Annotated in this window: 15 protein-coding genes and 1 riboswitch; of the genes, 13 read left to right on the forward strand and 2 right to left on the reverse strand. The window is 46.9% G+C overall.

Annotation, left to right across the window (positions count from 1 at the left end):
- The first annotated feature begins 270 nt into the window (after positions 1-270).
- From WCO51_00335 to WCO51_00375, 9 genes are all read left to right on the forward strand, one after another.
- Positions 271-1,086: an AAA family ATPase gene (locus WCO51_00335; GenBank protein MEI6511708.1), complete on the forward strand. Its 816-nt coding sequence runs from the start codon at positions 271-273 to the stop codon at positions 1,084-1,086.
- Positions 1,087-1,089: 3 nt separating this feature from the next.
- Positions 1,090-1,554, forward strand: a complete 465-nt coding sequence (locus tag WCO51_00340) for a helix-turn-helix domain-containing protein (protein ID MEI6511709.1) — start codon at positions 1,090-1,092, stop codon at positions 1,552-1,554.
- Complete coding sequence (pilM, locus tag WCO51_00345; GenBank protein ID MEI6511710.1) at positions 1,544-2,656, forward strand: type IV pilus assembly protein PilM; 1,113 nt, start codon at positions 1,544-1,546, stop codon at positions 2,654-2,656. Before WCO51_00340 ends, pilM begins: the two co-directional genes overlap by 11 nt.
- A 16-nt stretch (positions 2,657-2,672) precedes the next feature.
- Complete coding sequence (locus WCO51_00350; GenBank protein ID MEI6511711.1) at positions 2,673-3,281, forward strand: hypothetical protein; 609 nt, start codon at positions 2,673-2,675, stop codon at positions 3,279-3,281.
- Entirely contained in the window at positions 3,268-3,942 is a 675-nt protein-coding gene (pilO, locus tag WCO51_00355; protein ID MEI6511712.1) for a type 4a pilus biogenesis protein PilO, read from the forward strand. The genes WCO51_00350 and pilO overlap by 14 nt, the downstream gene beginning before the upstream one ends.
- A gap of 2 nt (positions 3,943-3,944) precedes the next feature.
- Positions 3,945-4,547, forward strand: coding sequence for a hypothetical protein (locus WCO51_00360; GenBank protein MEI6511713.1), 603 nt, complete (start codon positions 3,945-3,947; stop codon positions 4,545-4,547).
- Complete coding sequence (locus WCO51_00365; protein ID MEI6511714.1) at positions 4,531-6,966, forward strand: secretin and TonB N-terminal domain-containing protein; 2,436 nt, start codon at positions 4,531-4,533, stop codon at positions 6,964-6,966. The genes WCO51_00360 and WCO51_00365 overlap by 17 nt, the downstream gene beginning before the upstream one ends.
- Before the next feature lie 66 nt (positions 6,967-7,032).
- Positions 7,033-7,875, forward strand: a complete 843-nt coding sequence (locus WCO51_00370; protein MEI6511715.1) for a hypothetical protein — start codon at positions 7,033-7,035, stop codon at positions 7,873-7,875.
- Between the two features lie 211 nt (positions 7,876-8,086).
- On the forward strand, positions 8,087-9,079 hold the full coding sequence (locus WCO51_00375; protein MEI6511716.1) for a TIM barrel protein: 993 nt from the start codon (positions 8,087-8,089) through the stop codon (positions 9,077-9,079).
- A 70-nt stretch (positions 9,080-9,149) separates the two neighbouring features.
- Here WCO51_00375 and WCO51_00380 read toward each other — a convergent pair whose 3' ends face one another.
- Positions 9,150-10,103 carry a ketose-bisphosphate aldolase gene (locus WCO51_00380; GenBank protein ID MEI6511717.1) on the reverse strand — a complete coding sequence of 318 codons (954 nt, stop codon included), beginning with the start codon at positions 10,101-10,103 and terminating at the stop codon, positions 9,150-9,152.
- Between the two features lie 401 nt (positions 10,104-10,504).
- Here WCO51_00380 and WCO51_00385 point away from each other — a divergent pair, with 401 nt between their 5' ends.
- Positions 10,505-13,894, forward strand: a complete 3,390-nt coding sequence (locus WCO51_00385; protein ID MEI6511718.1) for a PAS domain-containing protein — start codon at positions 10,505-10,507, stop codon at positions 13,892-13,894.
- A 100-nt stretch (positions 13,895-13,994) separates the two neighbouring features.
- Here WCO51_00385 and flgM read toward each other — a convergent pair whose 3' ends face one another.
- A complete protein-coding gene (flgM, locus tag WCO51_00390) occupies positions 13,995-14,294 on the reverse strand; it encodes a flagellar biosynthesis anti-sigma factor FlgM (protein MEI6511719.1) in 300 nt (99 codons plus the stop codon).
- Positions 14,295-14,338: 44 nt separating this feature from the next.
- Positions 14,339-14,441: riboswitch (cyclic di-GMP riboswitch) on the reverse strand.
- A gap of 206 nt (positions 14,442-14,647) precedes the next feature.
- Between flgM and WCO51_00395 the strand changes: the two genes are divergently transcribed.
- The 3 genes from WCO51_00395 (at position 14,648) to WCO51_00405 (ending at position 18,476) form a co-directional block, all read left to right on the forward strand.
- Positions 14,648-15,406: a class I SAM-dependent methyltransferase gene (locus WCO51_00395; protein ID MEI6511720.1), complete on the forward strand. Its 759-nt coding sequence runs from the start codon at positions 14,648-14,650 to the stop codon at positions 15,404-15,406.
- Between the two features lie 167 nt (positions 15,407-15,573).
- The gene (locus WCO51_00400) at positions 15,574-15,984 is read left to right on the forward strand and encodes an endonuclease domain-containing protein (protein MEI6511721.1); all 411 of its coding nucleotides are present in this window, start codon (positions 15,574-15,576) and stop codon (positions 15,982-15,984) included.
- A gap of 170 nt (positions 15,985-16,154) precedes the next feature.
- Positions 16,155-18,476 (forward strand): ABC transporter ATP-binding protein, encoded by a 2,322-nt coding sequence (locus WCO51_00405; protein ID MEI6511722.1) that lies wholly within the window; start codon positions 16,155-16,157, stop codon positions 18,474-18,476.
- Positions 18,477-18,485 lie beyond the last annotated feature (9 nt).

Below are 18,485 nucleotides of genomic sequence, written 5' to 3' on the forward strand. Positions count from 1 at the left end.
GCTTCCCCATTCATAGGCTACCTGTGTAGATTCTTTGCCCCTTTTATAGAATTACAGTGGGATGAAGTTAGTTAAGAATCAGGGCGACCGTTAAACGATCGCCCTGATTCTATTAGTTTCATCGATAGATTAAGCTCACTATTCCATTCTTTAACATAGTCTAACCAGAAATAATGAAATTTAAACGGGCGGACTTTGATATTCCCCTCTAGGTTTCGTGGATACCTGGCAATAATAATAGGTGTGTGAACTCGAACCGGAGGGCAATGGATGTACGAACAATACTGGGGACTTAAGGAGTCACCCTTTAACCTGACCCCAGATCCGCGTTTTCTTTATCTGAGCCGCAAGCATGAGGACGCGTTGATGATGCTGCATTACGCTATCACGCGTAATAAAGGGGCCGCGTGTTTGATCGGCGATATTGGTTTTGGGAAGACTACCATCAGTCGTAAACTACTCGAGTTATTGGATCCTGTCCAATACAAAGTGGTTTTGATTGTCAATCCTCTTTTGAGCCCTATCCAGATGCTCAAAGAGATTCTCACTCAGTTGGGGGTAGAAACCTCCTCCCGAAACCGACAAGCTCTGCTTCATGAGTTGCAAACAAAGCTTCTTAGTTATTATGAAGGCGGTCAAAGGGTTGTTGTCATTGTTGATGAAGCTCATCTTATAAAAAGCGTCGCCTCTTTGGAGGAGTTAAGACTGCTCCTTAACTGTCAGATGAACGATCAGTTCTTGTTAAGCTTGCTTCTTATCGGCCAAATAGAGATGCGCAAGATGATTGAAAAGGTACCGGCGCTTAAACAGCGTTTAGCGGTCCGATATGAATTACAGGCGCTTGACCAACAAGAGACTGCGGAGATGATAGATTATCGCCTGCGTGCTGCTTGTTTTTCCAGCGAACAATCGCCTTTTAGCCCAGATGCGGTTTTTGAGATTCATAAGTACACGAATGGCTGCCCACGAATGGTTTGTCAGCTCGCAGATAACGCCCTTATGGTAGCGATGGCGCAAAAGTACCAGAAGATCGATGGGTTTGCAATGCATTCAATTATTCAGTCTTTTGACGGGAAGGAGTGGTAAGGCATGTCATTAGTTGATGCAATTAGACAGGCCGCTGCTCGGCAAACAACGCCAGGTTATACAACTACCCCGGCGCCTATGCCATCACCTGTCGAATCATTCCAAACGCCCGTAGAACCCCCAGTCGATGTCGATATCAGATTGGCGTCTCATATCGAAAATACGCCAACAGCTTCGCATGGGGTTATGCGGCTTGAATTATTACTCAGCCCTGAGCAGCTTCATGAGTTGCTTCGAGGCCTACTAAATGGAGCGCACGCGGTGTTTACACTTCGCGAGGCCTCTCACTACTTGCGTATGACTACCTCCGCTCTGACAGCGTTTGCTGAATCAGGTCAGGTGCCAGCTTTCATGATCGAGAACAAGTGGCGTTTCTCTAAAGCCGCACTCGATGAATGGATGGGGCAGCATGGACGAATTGCTCAAGCTCAGGCGGAAATAAACACGGAGGCAAAAAATGCCGATTAGTTTGTTCGGCAAGGACACTTATGTAGGAATTGATATTGGCAGCCATACCATCAAGGCAGCGCAGGTAGAGCAGAAAAGTGGTATTTGGCGCGTTACTCGCGCTCAATACACCAACACTCCTACTGAAACGGTTGTTGATGGTGTTGTGGTTGATCCTGAGACGGTTGGCAACGCGATTCGCAAGCTGATGAGCAGTGGCCGCTTTAATGCGACTGCCGCCAACGTCGCAGTTGCGGGCGCATCGGTTATCGTACGGTCAGTACGATTGCCCAAAATGAACGAAGCCACTGTCCGAAAGTCCATCAAATTCGAAGCCGGACGTTACGTGCCGACTTCGGTTGAGGATAGCTACATCGAGTTTGAAATTCTTGGCCCCTCGACCGTTGAAGGGCAAATGGAAGTTTTGATCGTAGCCGCTCCTCGCGATGTGGTTGAAAGTCGAGTGAAAGCCTGTGCGATGGCTGGGCTGGACACTGAAGTGGTGGATGTGGAAGCGTTTGCGCTCTATCGAGCGCTTGTCGAATCAGTGGGGAAAGCCCAAGCCGCAGACACTACGATTGCATTAGTGGATATCGGCGGCTCCAACACCCATGTAAGTGTTGCCGCCAATGGCCTTTTTGCCCTGACCCGTTCAATCCCGATTGCAGGCGATACTTTTACTCAAGCGCTTAAGAGCTATCTGAAGTGTACGGATGAAGAGGCAGAAAAGATCAAGCGCGAGCTTGACTTTACTCCCCTTGCTCAATCGAAAGCAGGTCCGATGGAGAATCCACCTCTCAGACTGCTTCAGCCGATTGTAGATGAGCTTTTGCGCGAGATCCGACGATCGCTCAACTATTATCAGTCGCAGTTGCCTGAAGGGGTCTCTGCTAGCCCTGTCTCCTCGGTGCTTGCAACCGGTGGGACAATGCATATGAAAGGGCTTGCCGAGTATCTCGCTTATCGTCTTTCAATCCCGGTTACACGGGCCGACGTATTTACTGTTCCGAGTTTTGACCCTAGCGCCGTAGGCGAACTTCTTAACGACGGCAGTGGCATGCGCTTCTGTGTTGCAGTTGGTTTGGCAATGCGGCGCTCAGCCTCTGTGGCGGTCGCCGCCTAGGAAGGATGTGTAAAAAATGCCGTTAGTTAATCTGATCTCTATCCAACGGGCCAGCAAACGCGCTACTGAAAAACGTGCGCAGCTTTTATTCTTTTGCTGGATAGTCGAGGTTGTTTTATTCCTCTTTGGCTCCGGTTTTCTTATGTGGCGAACCGGTGTGTTTCAAGCTCAGATTTCTGAGCTTGGCGCAAGAGAACAACAATTAGCCCCGTTCCAAAAGCAAATATCTCAGGCCGAGCAGCAGATCGCAACTATTCAGCCAAAGCTTACGACACTGCTAAATGCACAGGCCGATACGGAGCGTTGGCAGCGTATATTGGGGCACATCAGCATCAGTATGCCGCCGCGCACCTGGATAACCAGCGTTCGCAGTGAGATGCCGAAAGATTCTAAAGATCTATCCATCGTTACCGTTGGCGGCTTTGCCGCTGACCAGGAATTGGTGGGTGATGTTATGCTTAGGCTCAATACCTGCACCGACCTGAATAAAATTGAACTCAAATACACTCAGCAGAAGCAGCTTATTACTGCCTCCGGAATTGAGTTTGAGCTAGGGACCTCGCTGAAGATCCCTGAAGCAACAATCCCTGAACCACAAGGAGGCGCTAACAATGTTCGGAGCTAATTCCGCTACAACCGGTATTCGCGTGATTGTGGGGCTAGTTATTCTTACTGTGATTGCGGGTATGGGAGTTTGCTACATCCAATACCAAGGTATGACCAAGACGCATGATGAATTGGTTAAGCGAACGAAGGTAGTCGGCGATGAAACCTCTGTTAAAGCCAAGCTGACAGCTACTCAAGCTGCTCTGCTAACCGCCGAAACTCAGGTTCGTTTCCTCGAAAAGTCAGTGACCGATTCTTGGTACGTGCCAACCCTGCTTAAACAGCTCGAAGCATCCGCAAAATCGGTCAATCTCGAGTTGATGAGCGTACGGCCAAATACTGTTAAAAAAATAGTCAAAGCAACCATAGACGCGGACAAGAAAGACAAGTCTAAGGAAGCTGAAGTTAAAGAGGTACCAAAACCCTATCAGGAATTGGACATCCAGATTTCCGTTACAGGCAAATTCTGGGATGTTATGCGTTTCCTAAAAGGGTTGAAGACATTCCCGAAAATCTTATCGGTCCAGCAGGTTCAGATAATGTCTCAAGCAAGTCTTAACTCGCCGGATGCGTCGAAGAATCTGCTCGATGTGCAAATGACCGTTCGCGCTTTTGTTTTTACTCAAAAGACGACTAGCACGGCTACTACCACATCGACACCGGTCAAAGGGGGAAGCTAGATATGGATGCTGAGAAGAAACGCACAACTATTCTCGCCATCGTTCTTGTTGTAGTTGTCCTTGGCGTTGGGGTTTTTAAGTTTACGGGCGGTCCTGGTGAAGAAACCACACCGGCGACTAATACCAAACCGACGACCGATGTGACGGCTCCAACGACGCCGGTGACGACTGATACAGGAACACTTTTCGTGGCGCTCCCGCCACGCGATCCATTCGTGCCGCAGGAATCGGGTTTGACTCCCATCATAAAGCCAACTCCGCCTCCGCCGCCAACTAATAATACGGAGCAGACTAATTACACTAAACTGCCTCCGTTAGGAGTACCGTCAGGCTTGATGAATGGCGCTACGACTAATACGTCAACGACTGCAATTGCGCCCATCGCGACGCCACCCAGTTTTCAACTAACAGGAGTGGTCGAAGGGGCACAAACAGTTGCTTTAGTTACTGATGATCACGGAGGCCAGCGTTTAGTACGTGTAAACGAAATGGTCGACGGTGAATATAGAGTTAAATCAATCTCTCGCCAGGGCGTAGAGATTAAGCACGGGAAAACGACATACGTTCTAAGATTAGGAGGAACCGCTGGTGAAACTAGGAAATAAGAATCTGAACATGGTGCGCCTGTTCACGGCGCTGTTTATTATCAGCGTCGCAGGATTGGCCCTGGCCAAACCGCATATTAATGCGGTCAAAGTTCAAAAGGTATCTGATGGGGTTAACGTTGTGGTATCTGGACAGGATTTGTCCACCCCAAATAGATACCAAATTAAAGCTAATTACTCAATTATTGAGTTTAAAGCGGGGCTTACAGGAAAAGGACAATTCGTCCGAGCCAGAACCGTCACTTCTAAGTGGGTTAAATACGGATGGTATCGCGCCCACCCACCAATCGTCCGCGTTCTAATTTGTACGAAGCCAGGATCGAAACTGGTTGTTACAAAAGACGATGCGACGAATAACTTTGTGATTAAAACCGTTACTAAAGCGGCAGTAGATACACAGTATATTAGACCGATTATTACCAGGATGGCAGCTGTAGCTCCGGTCACTGGGGATGAAACGGTTACTGTTAACCCGGTCACTGAAACACTGACAACACCTGTAACAGAGACCGCAAAGACCGTAACACCAACGACTACTGTTAATGTTACAAAGACAAAGCCCAACTATTACGTGGCTACTACAAATACAAAACCGACGACGACAGAGATTGCCGGGCTTACCGGTAATACAACTTTTACTAATCGTAGAGTTCTTAAACCGACCACCGGTATAGTTCGAGTAAGTCCTGTCTCACTTGACTTCGTGAACGCTGATATCGGCAACGTGCTTAAGGCGCTTGCCATTCAAACCGGCGCCAATATCGTCACCAGCCCGGATGTCAAAGGCACCGTCACCGTATCGCTTTCCGGCGTTACAGTTGACAACGCCCTCGACTTAATCACTAAGCTGAGCAACCTAAAGTATGCAAAGATCGATAATACTTATGTTGTCGGTACCCCAGATACAATTAGTATGATGGCTCCAACCATGGCCGCCATGGCAGATCCGCTTAAGAATACAATGGAGGTCATCCGAATAAACTACGGTGATCCCTACATGATTAAAGAGGCTGTTAAAAAAGCCATATCTATAATGCCAGATGCCAACCAAATTAGTATTTTCTCAAGCGGTGGCATACTTCAAAGCAGTAATGATGGGGACTTTCAAAAAGTTGGCTCTCAATCATCTAGCACAAGAGTAACAAACACTAACACTACAGTTACACGAAATGGAGATTCTGACACGGCTAGTAGATCTGCGCAATCTGCTGAAACAGATAAGGTTAAGGTTGGAAAATTATTTAATCCTGAGAAGTTTATTGTCATGTCTGGACCTCCCCCATTAGTTGCTGCTGCTAAGCAATTGGTTGAACAACTCGATAGCCAATTCGCTGTTGCCAAGCAATCTGGACAAGCGATGGTCATCTATGTCGCACAGCATACTAATGCAAAAATGCTGAAAGCAGTATTAGATGGGGACTATACCAAAGGTCTGCTTGATGGTGCTAATGGAGCGGAAGATGCCAACCTGATTCCGATGTTCCCTTCAGTACAAGTGACTGTGGGGCCAGTGCCTATCAGCAGTGAACGCAGTGTCAGTGAAAGCCTGATATCAACTGGCGGTTCTTCTAGTACTGGTGGATCAGCTACAGCGAAAACAAAATGGACGGAACCACCGATGACCTTGATCCTGCAAGGGCCTGAGGCTGATGTACAAAAAGTTGTGGCTTTCGTAAAGAATGTTGATGTTCCTGCGCCTCAGGTTATGATTGAAGCTAAAGTTGTAGATATCAACCTAGCAAACCTGAAGCAATGGGGTCTGAACTGGGACTTCCTTAACAGCACCACTGTTACCGATGCTCCAGGACAGAGCAAGTTCAGCGGCACAATTCCTACAGGGACTGACGACACAACATCATCAACGTTTACTGTAAGCAAATTCTTTAATAACTTGCGAGTTACCGCCAATATTGATGCGATGCTGCGTAAAAATCAAGCCAAGATATTGGCTAGCCCGCATGTGTCTGTCTTAGACGGGAAATATGCAGAGGTCTTCATTGGTGATGAGATAAATTACGTTGCAAGTATAACTCAAAGCTCTACAGGGCCAAGTATAGTTACGGGTACTGTTAAAGCAGGCATTCAACTCAACGTAGGACCTCGCATCAGCTTAGAAGACGGCACTATCACCATGAACATCCGTCCAGAGGTAAGCGTGGTTACTAGCTTCCTCGACGTGCCCGGTGGTGGCAGACTCCCACAAGTTGCACGCCGATATGCTGATACCAGCATTCGCGTCAAAGACGGTGAAACCATCATTATCGGTGGTCTCATTCGCGAGGACGATCTGAAAGTCGTCAAGAAGGTTCCTCTCCTTGGAGAGCTTCCTATTCTTGGCTTCTTGTTCACTAACTACAAGCAAAATAAGACTCGCAACGAGGTCGTGATAATCATCACTCCTCGTATCGTGAAGGACTAATCGCTTAAATGGTCCCCTTCGGGGGACCTGGAGAAATCAATGATGAAAAACAATAGGAGAATTGTGATGATAAAACGTAATATCCCTCGTTTTTGGTTAATCTGTTTGATGCTTCTACCCATGATTGGGATAATGCTCTTAGCCGGTTGCGGCGGAAGCGGTGATAAGAATAGTTGGTACAACACCGTTGACCCGACAATGGGCGGACGATGGGTCGGTTCCTGGTCGTCACTGGATAACACCGGTGAAAACCAGATTGGCGTACTCGATATGACTGTGGTCTCCCCAAGCGGCAACATCACAGGCACTATCGCCAGCGCAACAAATCTTGCCCCCGCAAATGTTGCCGGCAGTATTAATCGCAACGGTAGCTATAATGTCACATATACTTACCCCGGAGGGGTCGAGGAAAACTTGACTGGAACACTGGTACAACAAACTAACAGTGATCCATCTCTCCCTGCTCACCTTGTTGGCACAATTACCAAAAAGGTGAACGGAATCACTACCGGCACTACCAGTGTTGACCTGATTTATCAAACCAGCCTACAGAATCAGGCCAACCTGATCGGCCATTGGAAGGGTGACTGGACTGGGGTTGATAATAGCGGAAACTCATCCGGCGGCATTGCTGAGATTACTGTCAGCTCTTCGGGCAGTTTGTCCGGTGTGCTGAGTAATGGTATAACGAGCGCGCCAATTATTGGTGCTGTAACTCCTGCCGGTGGCGTAGTTGCCAAGTACACCTTGCCAGGTGAAGAAGCAACAACGTTGACAGGCGCTATGGTAGTTCAAGAGTTTGTTGACCCTGTTAGTCTACTCGTTGTTCGATACCTACAAGGAACCTTGCAACGAAGTATAGACGGTGTAAACGACGGCGCATCAACCTTCGACCTTCTAAAACAGTAGGCAATTCGCCGAACTTAAAATAGAAGCCCCTTAGCGCAAAACGCTGAGGGGCTTTTTGATATTAATGAACAATTAGTCCGCCTCATCACCCCCTCACCTTCCTGCAGATACAAGGGCTTGACCTGGTAAGGGTATTTGCGACAAAATTGGGGAGCAATATCCAAAAAGCTTAATCACCGAAAGGTCCTTAAAATCAAGGGGGATGAATTCTATGCCACGCACCGTTAAAATAGATATCGGCGTCAATGGAGCCTTTATAACAAGACGCTGGGAGAAGCCCGAAAACTGGATGCGCCTTACTCGTGAGTGCGGTTATGAGTACCACTCTTTCTGCGCCGATGTGTTAGACCCATTCTTCAGCGGAGACCGCACTTTTCAAGCTGAAATAGCCGGACAAACACGTGATGCTGCCGCTAAATATGGGGTTAAAATTATCGATATCTATACCGGTATGGCAACCCACCGATTTCATGGACTGTCCCACACTGACCCGCGCGCACGTCGGCGCATGGCGGAATGGCTCGAAGGCGCCGCTGAAATAGCTGCTGTCATGGGCACCGACGCTATCGGTGGTCACGTGGACGCTTTCTCAACTGAAGTTTTGGAAGATCCTGAAGCTACCGAACAATGCAAACAGCGACTTTTTGAGACCATGCGCAATGTCGGCAGCATTATGAAGCGCAAGGGTATGCGCGTCTTTTCACAAGAACAAATGTATATCCCCAGTGAGAAGCCCTGGCTTATCAGCGAAGGGGATGAGTTCTTAGTGGAAGTCAACCGCACGAACACCGGTCAGCATATTTATTTAACGCTCGATACAGGCCACATGGCCGGTCAGCCATTCGGCGCGGGATTCCCTGATACCGATTATCTTTCCTGGATGCGCCGCTTCTCCAGTGTCTCAGAGGTTATTCACGTTCAACAGACCGTTCCCGATGCCTCTCATCACTGGCCGTTCTTGCCCAAATATAATGAAAAGGGCTGCGTAAACATCCCCGATTTAATCGATGCCATCAAGTTAGCCCATCGCGAGCATGATCAACGGCCATTCTCATTCATGCAGCCCGTATCGATGAACTATCTTGTGCTCGAAGTTATTCCGGGTTCAACCAAGCGTGATGATGTGCTCCTGAGCGAGCTAAAAGAATCTGCACGCTACCTTCGTCAGTTCATCCCAGAAGGCGGCTTAACCTTCGAGGTTTAGTAAACACTGATTCTCAAATATAAAAGAAGGGGGCGCGGCTGAAGCCGCGCCCCCTTCTTTTTTAACTGAATTAGGCCTTAACACTTAATTCACGAGCGCTTTGGAGTTGGTTGGCGGAGCCTAGCAACTCGTTGCGGCTGGCGATGAATTTAGCATATTCGGTCATGAAGACCTTGCCGGGATCGCGAAGGTCAAACTTGGCAGGGAAATCGCGGAAGAATTCGCGATGAACACGGCACCATACTAATCGTCCGTCCGTGTCGATGTTAATCTTGCAAACGCCAAGCTTGGCGGCAGGAAGATATTGGGTAACATCCACACCCTTAGCGCCCTTGAGGTCGCCACCGGAAGCATTGATGCGTTCGACTTCATCTTGAGGAACGGAAGACGAACCATGCATAACCAGCGGGAAGCCGGGGAGACGTCTTTGTATCTCGGTAATTCGATCAAAGTGCAGTCCTTGCGAACCACTGAATTTGAATGCCCCATGGCTCGTGCCGATTGCGCAAGCTAAGCTATCACAGCCGGTGAGCTTAACAAACTTTTCGGCATCTTCAGGGTCGGTTAAACGAGCATCTTTTTCGTCAACTTTAACATGCTCTTCAACGCCACCGAGCTTGCCGAGTTCGGCTTCGACACTAAGACCGCGCGCGTGAGCCGCTTCGACTACTCGCTTTGTTACTGCAACATTTTCATCAAACTCAAAACCTGAACCGTCAATCATGACTGATGAATAGAACCCGCTTTCTATGCAGTCATAGCAAGTCTCTTCATCGCCATGGTCAAGATGGACGGCAAAAAGCGCATCGGGCCAGATTTCATCAGCAGATGCGATTATGGATTCGAGCATTCGTTTTTCAGTATAACCCCGAGCGCCCTTACTTATTTGAATAATAAAGGGAGCTTGCGAATCCATACAGCCGCGGAATAGGCCCATCGCTTGCTCAAGGTTGTTGATATTATACGCACCAAGTGCGTACTTGCCATATGCGTGCTCAAATAATGCACGTGTTGGGACGATCATAACCAATCTCCTTTGCTCATCCTGTGCTCCTTATTGAAAGACAGCCAGGAAAGAGCGATATATGCTAAGGATTGTTTTGCTGCCAACCTCTGAAGCTTATTACAAGTTTCAAAGGCGCTCAGTATTCAGCCGCATCAGAAACTTTACTTCCCGACCTGAAGAAGGTACTGAATGACCAAGGGCAGATTACAAACAATAGTAATTATACCTGCCGTAAAGCGAAAAAACTTATGCAAATCCAAGCTTCGCGAACCAAGATGCTATGCTGAATTCTATTTATCAATCAAGCGAATTAATAGAAAGGCCTGTATATTGTAAAAATATTCCCCGATAATTAAAGTTGTCTATTAAGGTTAATTTTACCAAGTGGTATCTCTGATAAGGATTATAAGGTGAACGTGATGACTAAAATTTCCAAGCCTAGTGGCTCAGTAGATTGCTTCAAGATAAAGCTTCGCTTAAAAGAAGCGCATAAGAAACTCTTAGAACTTAAAGATCAAACTGAGAAAAATGAGCTTAAAGCTCTTATAGAATCATTGGAAGGTATTGCTCAGGATATTCAAAAGCAACAAACCCTTTCTTTTAGCACAAATAGTTCGTTCTCTGAATTAGAAAAACTGTCATCCCAAACATTCACCGCTCGCCCGCCTACCGGTATGCTACTGCTCGACCCCGTTACTTTTCGTGTCAAACAAGCAACTACTCCACGTCAAGAACTCTTTGATAAGAGCCACAAAACAAACGGAATTATCGGTTGTCATCCCTCAGAGTTTGTGCCTAATTTTAACGAGACCGGCCTTGAAGAGCATTTCCGTAGTGTAGTTGAAACCGGCCTACCCTATGTTGATACTGAACCAATCTGCCTTCAACTACCCCATGGCGCTGTATTCATGCTTTTTTCGGTCTTTCCTCTAAAGCAGAATGGCACGGATATTAGCGATCTTCTTGTGGTAGCTAATGAAGTAACAGAACAGATTATTTCAAGGTCAAAACTTGAAATAATGACCATCCAATCGCATGAACAAGCTGCGGAGTTGAAATCTGTTTTTGATAGCATTACCGACGGTTTCATCATCTACGGAGCTGAAGGGCAAATCGTAAAAATGAATGATTCTGCCCGTAAGCTTTTTGGATATAACAAAGAGCATGAGAGAATGCTGCCGAAGGAGCGGTATAAGCTGGGGCGAATTAAGCATGACGATGGCAGGCCTATAGAACCTGATGATATCCAAGTACATCGCGCCTTAAAAGGCGAAAAAATAACTACTGAGACATTAATGGTTACTCTCCCTGGCCGCAAAACAACATGGGTATCGGCCTCTGCTGCTCCATTACGTAATACTGATGGAAGCATTATTGGAGCCATCTCTCTTTTCAGGGACATCACAAAGGAAACGGAAGTGCACGAACGGCTGCAATATGCCTATAGGCATCTCAACACGATCCTCAACAGCATGTCTGATGCCTTGGTCATCTGTGACATGGATCGAAATATCATAGATACAAACTCAGCAGTTATTAGTGTTTTTCCGCGTGGCGAAGAGATGCGTCAACTCAAGTGTTTCAATGACTGCACTAATGTTTACGAGCTTCATTACGTAGATGGACGAGAGATGCCTTATAATGAATGGCCTTTAATACGAACTTTTAATGGAGAAGTAATCACTGATTATGAGGCGCGAATCGTTCATAAAGAGAGTGGCGACTTCCGTTATTTAAGTTATAGCGGTTCAATCGTTTGTGATGTTAACGGAAATCCATCTTCAGTAGTCATGAATATTAGAGATATCACAAAACGCCGGTTAGCTGAGCTAGGGCGTGCCCTTTTGATTCAAGATGTCCAGGCATCGCGCGATAAAGCCCAAGCATTGTCTACGCAGTTATCAGACGAGCGAAATTTCCTTACAGGCATTCTGGATAGCATACGGCCTGTTGGGATAGCCTATCTCGATCACAACCAAGTCTATCGTCAATGTAACGTAGCAAACGCCAAATATATAGGAAAAAAGGTTGAGGAAGTGATTGGGCGTCATTTTCATGAGGTTCATAAAGACGACCCAAGAATGTGGGATGCGGTGGGCGATGTTATCCAATCAGGGAAAGCATTTTCAGCCCCCCTTGTATCTTATATCAACCCTGATAAGCCGGAGGACGGATATCTTCAATACCTAGTTGCTTATGTGCCCGATAAGAATTTAAAGGGAAAAGTAAACGGCGTTTTCGTATTGCGTCAAGACATGACTGATTTAGCAAATTCTGAGGAGACTATAAGGGCTGAAAAAGAACGTTTGGCAACCACAATACGCTCAATTGGTGATGGTGTTATATCAACCGATAAAGAGGGCAAAGTCGTCCTTATGAACCAAAAAGCCCAAGAACTCACTGGTTTTGATTGCTGTTTATCAATTGGCAAGCCCATTTCAGAAGTGTATAAAATAGTTGATGAAACAACCCGCCTGCCCATAAAGGATAACTTCAAAAAAGTTATTAATTCCCCTGACAATACTGGACGCTCGGGCCGTTTTATGCTTATCCGCCCTGATGGCAGCGATTGTGTCATTATTGAATGCTCAACTCCAATTATCGATACGGAAGGATGCCTACATGGCGCCGTCTACGTTTTTTGCGATGTAACACTCCAGACCAAAATCGAATATGAACTTGCTAGAGTTAGTAAACTCGATTCGTTAGGGCTTCTTGCGAGTGGTATTGCGCACGATTTCAATAACATCCTGGCAGTCATCATGGGGTGTGTATCACTTGTCGAAATGACAGCTAATCTCACTGAAAAAGAGACTAGTCTTATAGAAGATGCAGAAAATGCGATCATGCGGGCACGCGATCTTGTAAAACAGATGCTGACCTTCTCTAAGGGCGGCGCTCCTATCAAAACCGTCACATCAATTTCAGAAATGCTGAAGGAGGCGTCAAGCTTTGTCTTACACGGTTCAAAAAGCAACTGCCATTTTGAAATCGCTGAAGACTTATGGAATTGTGATATTGACACGGGTCAGGTAAGCCAAGTGATTGAGAACCTTGTGATCAACGCAAATGAAGCAATGTCAAATGGCGGTAGGATAACAGTTCATGCTGAAAACGTGTTCTTTGAAACACAACCTTATTTTCCACTTGAACCCGGCAATTACGTTCAAGTTAAGGTATCCGATCAAGGAGTAGGAATTAAATCTGAACATGTCGAGAAAATCTTCGATCCTTTCTTTACAACTAAGTCATCAGGTACAGGCTTGGGATTGGCTACTGTGCATTCGATTATTCGCAAGCATGGTGGTTATGTCGGGGTTGAATCAAGTGAGGGGAAAGGCACGACATTCACTTTCTACCTGCCTGCAACAAACTGCGCTTTGGAAGTGCAATATCCTGACTTCAGCGAGTCATCGATCCCCAATTACAGCGGCCATATTCTCGTGATGGATGACGAGTATTTGATCCGGCAAGTGACAAAGTCCGCCCTGCAAAATATTGGATGTGATGTAGAAATCACCTCTGATGGTACTGAGGCAATAAGGCTTTATGAGCAAGCCACGAGTGAAGGGCGAGCATTTGATGGGGTCATTTTGGACCTCACTGTCCCAGGCGGAATGGGTGGCAAAGAGACACTTGAGAAGCTGCGTGAAATAGATCCAAACGTAAAAGCAATAGTAATCAGCGGCTACTCTGCTGACCCTATCCTTGCCAATTTCAAAGAGTACGGCTTTGTAGGAGCCATTGCCAAGCCGTTCCACATCAACGATCTAAACAAAGTCCTAAATGATGTCTTAGAAGCCGCCTAGTAATTTAGCGGATAGCTGTCAGCCTCTTTTTACCTGGGAAGAGAAGCAAAGTAGAAGAAGAAGAACGCACAAGCGTTCTTCTTCTTAAAGTGTAGGCCGATTAGCGAATGGAATCGGCGCGGGCGCGACGGATCATGAGGTCTGCGATATCTTCAGAACTTACTTTGTACTCACCGGCTTCTATTTTAGCCTTAAGCTCTGCAACAACCTCTTCACGAACTTCCGGCATATCCTCTACTATGCGCTTGATTTTCTTAACTGTTTGCGCTGTTTCTGAGAATGTGATTGACTCGGACGGAACGTCGGGAGCTTTAGCCGGTTTAACGTGACTTGTTTGCTCATCGTTTGAGGTTCGATTGATTTTCGCTGCGCGAATGTACTCTGCGTTTGATATTTTCATTGACAGTCTGCCTTCCTGATCGCTTTACACGATTAGTTACTTTAACAGGCGGCCTGGCTGTCTTCGGAGGGGTTTTAATGAAGAACTTCCTCGGGAGATCCAATAGCTTTGCGTGCTTACATCACTGTAAGGTTGCCTTTTTCTGTCTGATTCCGCGATCTGTAATTGTACCAATTTAGATTATAGGAAATATGCGATAGAATCTTTAGAGTAATTTCTGAAATATTTACCAGGAAATCAAATATTTTTCTAAACAGGCTCAAATGGCTAATGCACATGAAAAGTCGTCTATAATTGGAGCTTGGAGATATAATACCATCTCTCTTGAGTTTTGGCGATAGGGAAATTACAGCATGAGTGATCAGGATCAGTTTGCGAAGGTTGCGCCATTTTATGATGAGTTGATGTCCGGAGTGCCATACATTTGGTGGGTCGGTTACCTCCAGGTGCTTCTTGACAAGTATGAAGCCACCCCGACAAAGATCCTCGATGTCGCCTGTGGGACGGGGAGCGTGACGGAGCTTCTATATGTTGACGACTACGAGGTCACGGGCATAGATATCTCAGAGCCAATGATCGATGTCGCCAAGTTGAAGGCCGAGCATCAGGGGTTTAACATTCCTTATTATGCGCAAGACGTGGCAGAACTTAACCTGGATGATTCGTTTGAATTAGCGATAAGCTTCTTCGACAGCCTTAACTATGTGAATGATCCTGAGCGGTTGCAATTAGGTTTCCACCGAATCGCCGCCCATCTTCTCCCTAAGTCCCTGTTCATTTTCGACCTCAACACCGTGTATGCTTTAGAAAATCGTCTATTTGACCAAGAGTTGTTGACCAAAAATAACCCCGTGCGTTACCGATGGCGAAGCTCGTTTGACCAACAGACTCGCTTATGTGATATTAAGATGGAATTTTGGGTCATGGAAGGTGAGACGGAGAATGCCTTCACCATCGTCCACCGACAGCGGGCTTATTCCGACAAAGAAATCACGGAGATGCTTAACAAAGCCGGCTTCGACCTATTAGCCGTTTACCAATCCTACACCCTAAAACGCCCCCGCCGCACCGCCGACCGAGTTCACTATGTGGCGAAGTTGAGGGGAAAGTAGATAGAGAAAATTTGAATTCCCTCGCCCACAGCGTGGAAAATGGTTCTGAAATATTTCAGAGCAATTAGCATTACACCCCCTCGCCCACAGCGTGGGAGAGGGGCCTACGAAGTAGGGGGTGAGGGTTACGTGATAACAAGTACTGCATCGAAAAATGAAGGACAAACTTGAAAGAGAACTGGGACGATAGAAAGGAATCTCCGCATATCCCGGGGGCCTCCAAAGTTATGATAACGACTGCGCGACAGTTGCGAAATGATGCTACTCCTGTTGAAAAAATGTTATGGCAATACCTCAGAAACAACCGTTTATCAGGGCGAAAGTTCAGGCGGCAGCATCCTATTGGTAGGTTTGTAACTGATTTCTTTTGTGACGATGCAAGATTAATCGTTGAACTAGATGGAGCTGTACATAACGAGCCAAGTCAGATTGAACGTGACAGTGCACGAGAGGAAGCGCTTAAAGATCACAATTTACATGTGTTGCGCTTTAGAAACCATGAGGTTAAGAGAAATCTCAGTGGTGTATTAAAGGTTATAAGAGAATATGTTATATCGCATAGTTACTCTGCTGATTAATTGCTTTCAGTAGCCCTCCCCCCTTCTCGCGAAGGCCCTCTCCCACGCTGCGGGAGAGGGTATGGTTTTCCAACTTTCATCGAACTCTAGCGTGTTGAGAGTGTCAAGGGTCGTCGTGATTGTAGTACAATTTGGATAGAGTTGAAAATGAATGAAAAGATAGATGATTAATGAATGAAAATATAGAAGACTATAGAAACTCTCCGGAAGTGATTGCTCAGGCAGTTGGGCTAGAAGACACTACGGAGTTTATAGCAATGGCGCAGGCGGATATTCTGCCTGATGGGAAGTTCGGAGAATGCTGGTTACTCGTCGCTGAAGATTGTTTGTGGGTCGTAGCGGACGATGATACAGCGGATAATGATACTTCGTCATCCAAAAGTAGAAATGCGTCCGACGATCAGTCCATGTGGGATGGCTTTGCCCCCTCTATTGGAAATCCGACTATCATTAAGAAAGTTTCTCTCGAAAATGCTACCGAAGCGAAAATCGAGTCACTAGTTGATGCGAGCGCTTTAATCTTAATTATCGATAGCAAGCCGCTCGAGGTGCTGCGTTTTTCAAAGGCTAAATCCGCTCAGTTCTTCCATATCCAACGAGTAATCAATGCGCGTTTGAAGCAAGAAGAGATACCTGAGCAGCGTGATCGTGAGATCCAGTGTCCAAAATGCGGTCGTCCTTATGCGGAAAATAGTCAAGTATGTCGCTTTTGTACCCCTAAAGGCGAGGCTATCCGGCGGATTTTTGGATTCGTAAGACCGTATATGTGGGCCTTTGTCGGCTCAATATTACTGACTTTGTTGGGCGTGGTAATCAACCTCGTACCGCCCAAATTGACCCAAGTAATATGGGATAACGTGCTCGTGCCTCAAGGCGCCGCGGTCGCTAGCTCATACCACGACAGATCCGTTCTGCTACAGTGGTTGGTTCTTGGATTGGTTGCCCTCGGATTGGTCGGAGTTGGGGTGCAGGTGGGGCTAAGGTTCTTGACTGCATGGCTAGGCACTCGAATTGCTTACGATCTTCGCACCAGGATTTTCAATCATTTACAGCGCCTGTCGTTAAGTTATTTCGATAAGCGCAATTCAGGTTCAATCCTTTCGCGAATCACTAACGACCCTACTGGGGTTTATGACTTGTTGACAGAGGCAATGCCCTCCCTAGCGGTTAATATCCTAACTGTTATTTTAATCGCGGTGATACTCTTTAGCTCTAACTGGCGGCTGGCTTTGCTGATTCTATTGCCGGCCCCTATTATCATGTTTATAATTAGGGCCACTCGCAAACGGATCATGCTGATATGGCGTAGAAACTGGCGGAGATTGTCTCGAATCACAAGCATGCTCGCCGGGACCTTAAGTGGAATGCGTGTTGTTAAAGCTTTTGCGCAGGAAGAATTTGAGATTGGAAGGTTCGATAGGCGAGCGGCTGAGCTGCGAGATAACACTTTTCGTGCTGAAGCCGCTTGGGCTAAGTTGTTCCCTGCAATTACATTCCTTACGAGTTCGGGATCATACCTGATATGGTTTTTCGGGGGGCATGAGGTCATGGGGCAAAGGATGACCCCCGGACAGCTAATTATGTTCTTCGCTTATTTAGGAATGTTCTACGGTCCGCTTCAGTCGCTCAACCGGGTCATTGACTGGATGACACGTTCAGTTACCGCTGCCGAGCGTATTTTTGAGGTATTGGATAGCGAACCTGAGGTTAAGGAAGAGCAGGAAGCGGTTCCCATGCCGATTATGGAGGGGAAACTGGAGCTTCGCGGTGTCTCCTTCTGTTACGACGTCGGACAAGAAGTTCTTCACGATATTAATGTTGTGGTTGAGCCGGGCGAGATGATCGGCCTTGTGGGGCATTCAGGCGCTGGTAAGACTACATTTACGAACCTGCTCTGCCGCTTCTATGACCCGAGCAATGGTCAGATATTTGTTGACGATATCCCCATGACCAATATCAAGCTGGATGATCTGCGCCGGCACATTGGGGTCGTTCTGCAGGAGGGTTTCCTATTCCCTGGCAGCATCCGCGACAATATCGCTTATGCCAAACATGACGCCACGCTGAAGGACGTTATCGCAGCGGCAAAGGCGGCTAATGCGCACGATTTCATCATGAAATTTCCCGACGGCTATGATACGCCAGTGGGTGAGAGAGGCCAGCGACTATCGGGTGGTGAGCGACAGCGCATTTCTATCGCCCGCGCTATCTTACACGACCCCAAAATATTGATTCTGGACGAGGCTACGGCAAGCTTGGACACAGTTACCGAACGTCAAATCCAGGAAGCGTTGGGGCGATTGGTGAAGAACCGAACCACTTTCGCGATTGCGCACCGGCTTTCAACTCTGCGTAACGCCAATCGTCTTTTGGTTCTCGATCATGGCAATATCGCCGAGCAAGGCACTCACGATGACCTGCTCGAGCAAGACGGCATTTATGCTAAATTAGTTTCCATGCAAACCGAAATCAACCGGCTAAAAACGTTGTAAAGGAGATTA

Source organism: bacterium, assembly GCA_037131655.1.
Taxonomy (GTDB): domain Bacteria; phylum Armatimonadota; class Fimbriimonadia; order Fimbriimonadales; family JBAXQP01; genus JBAXQP01.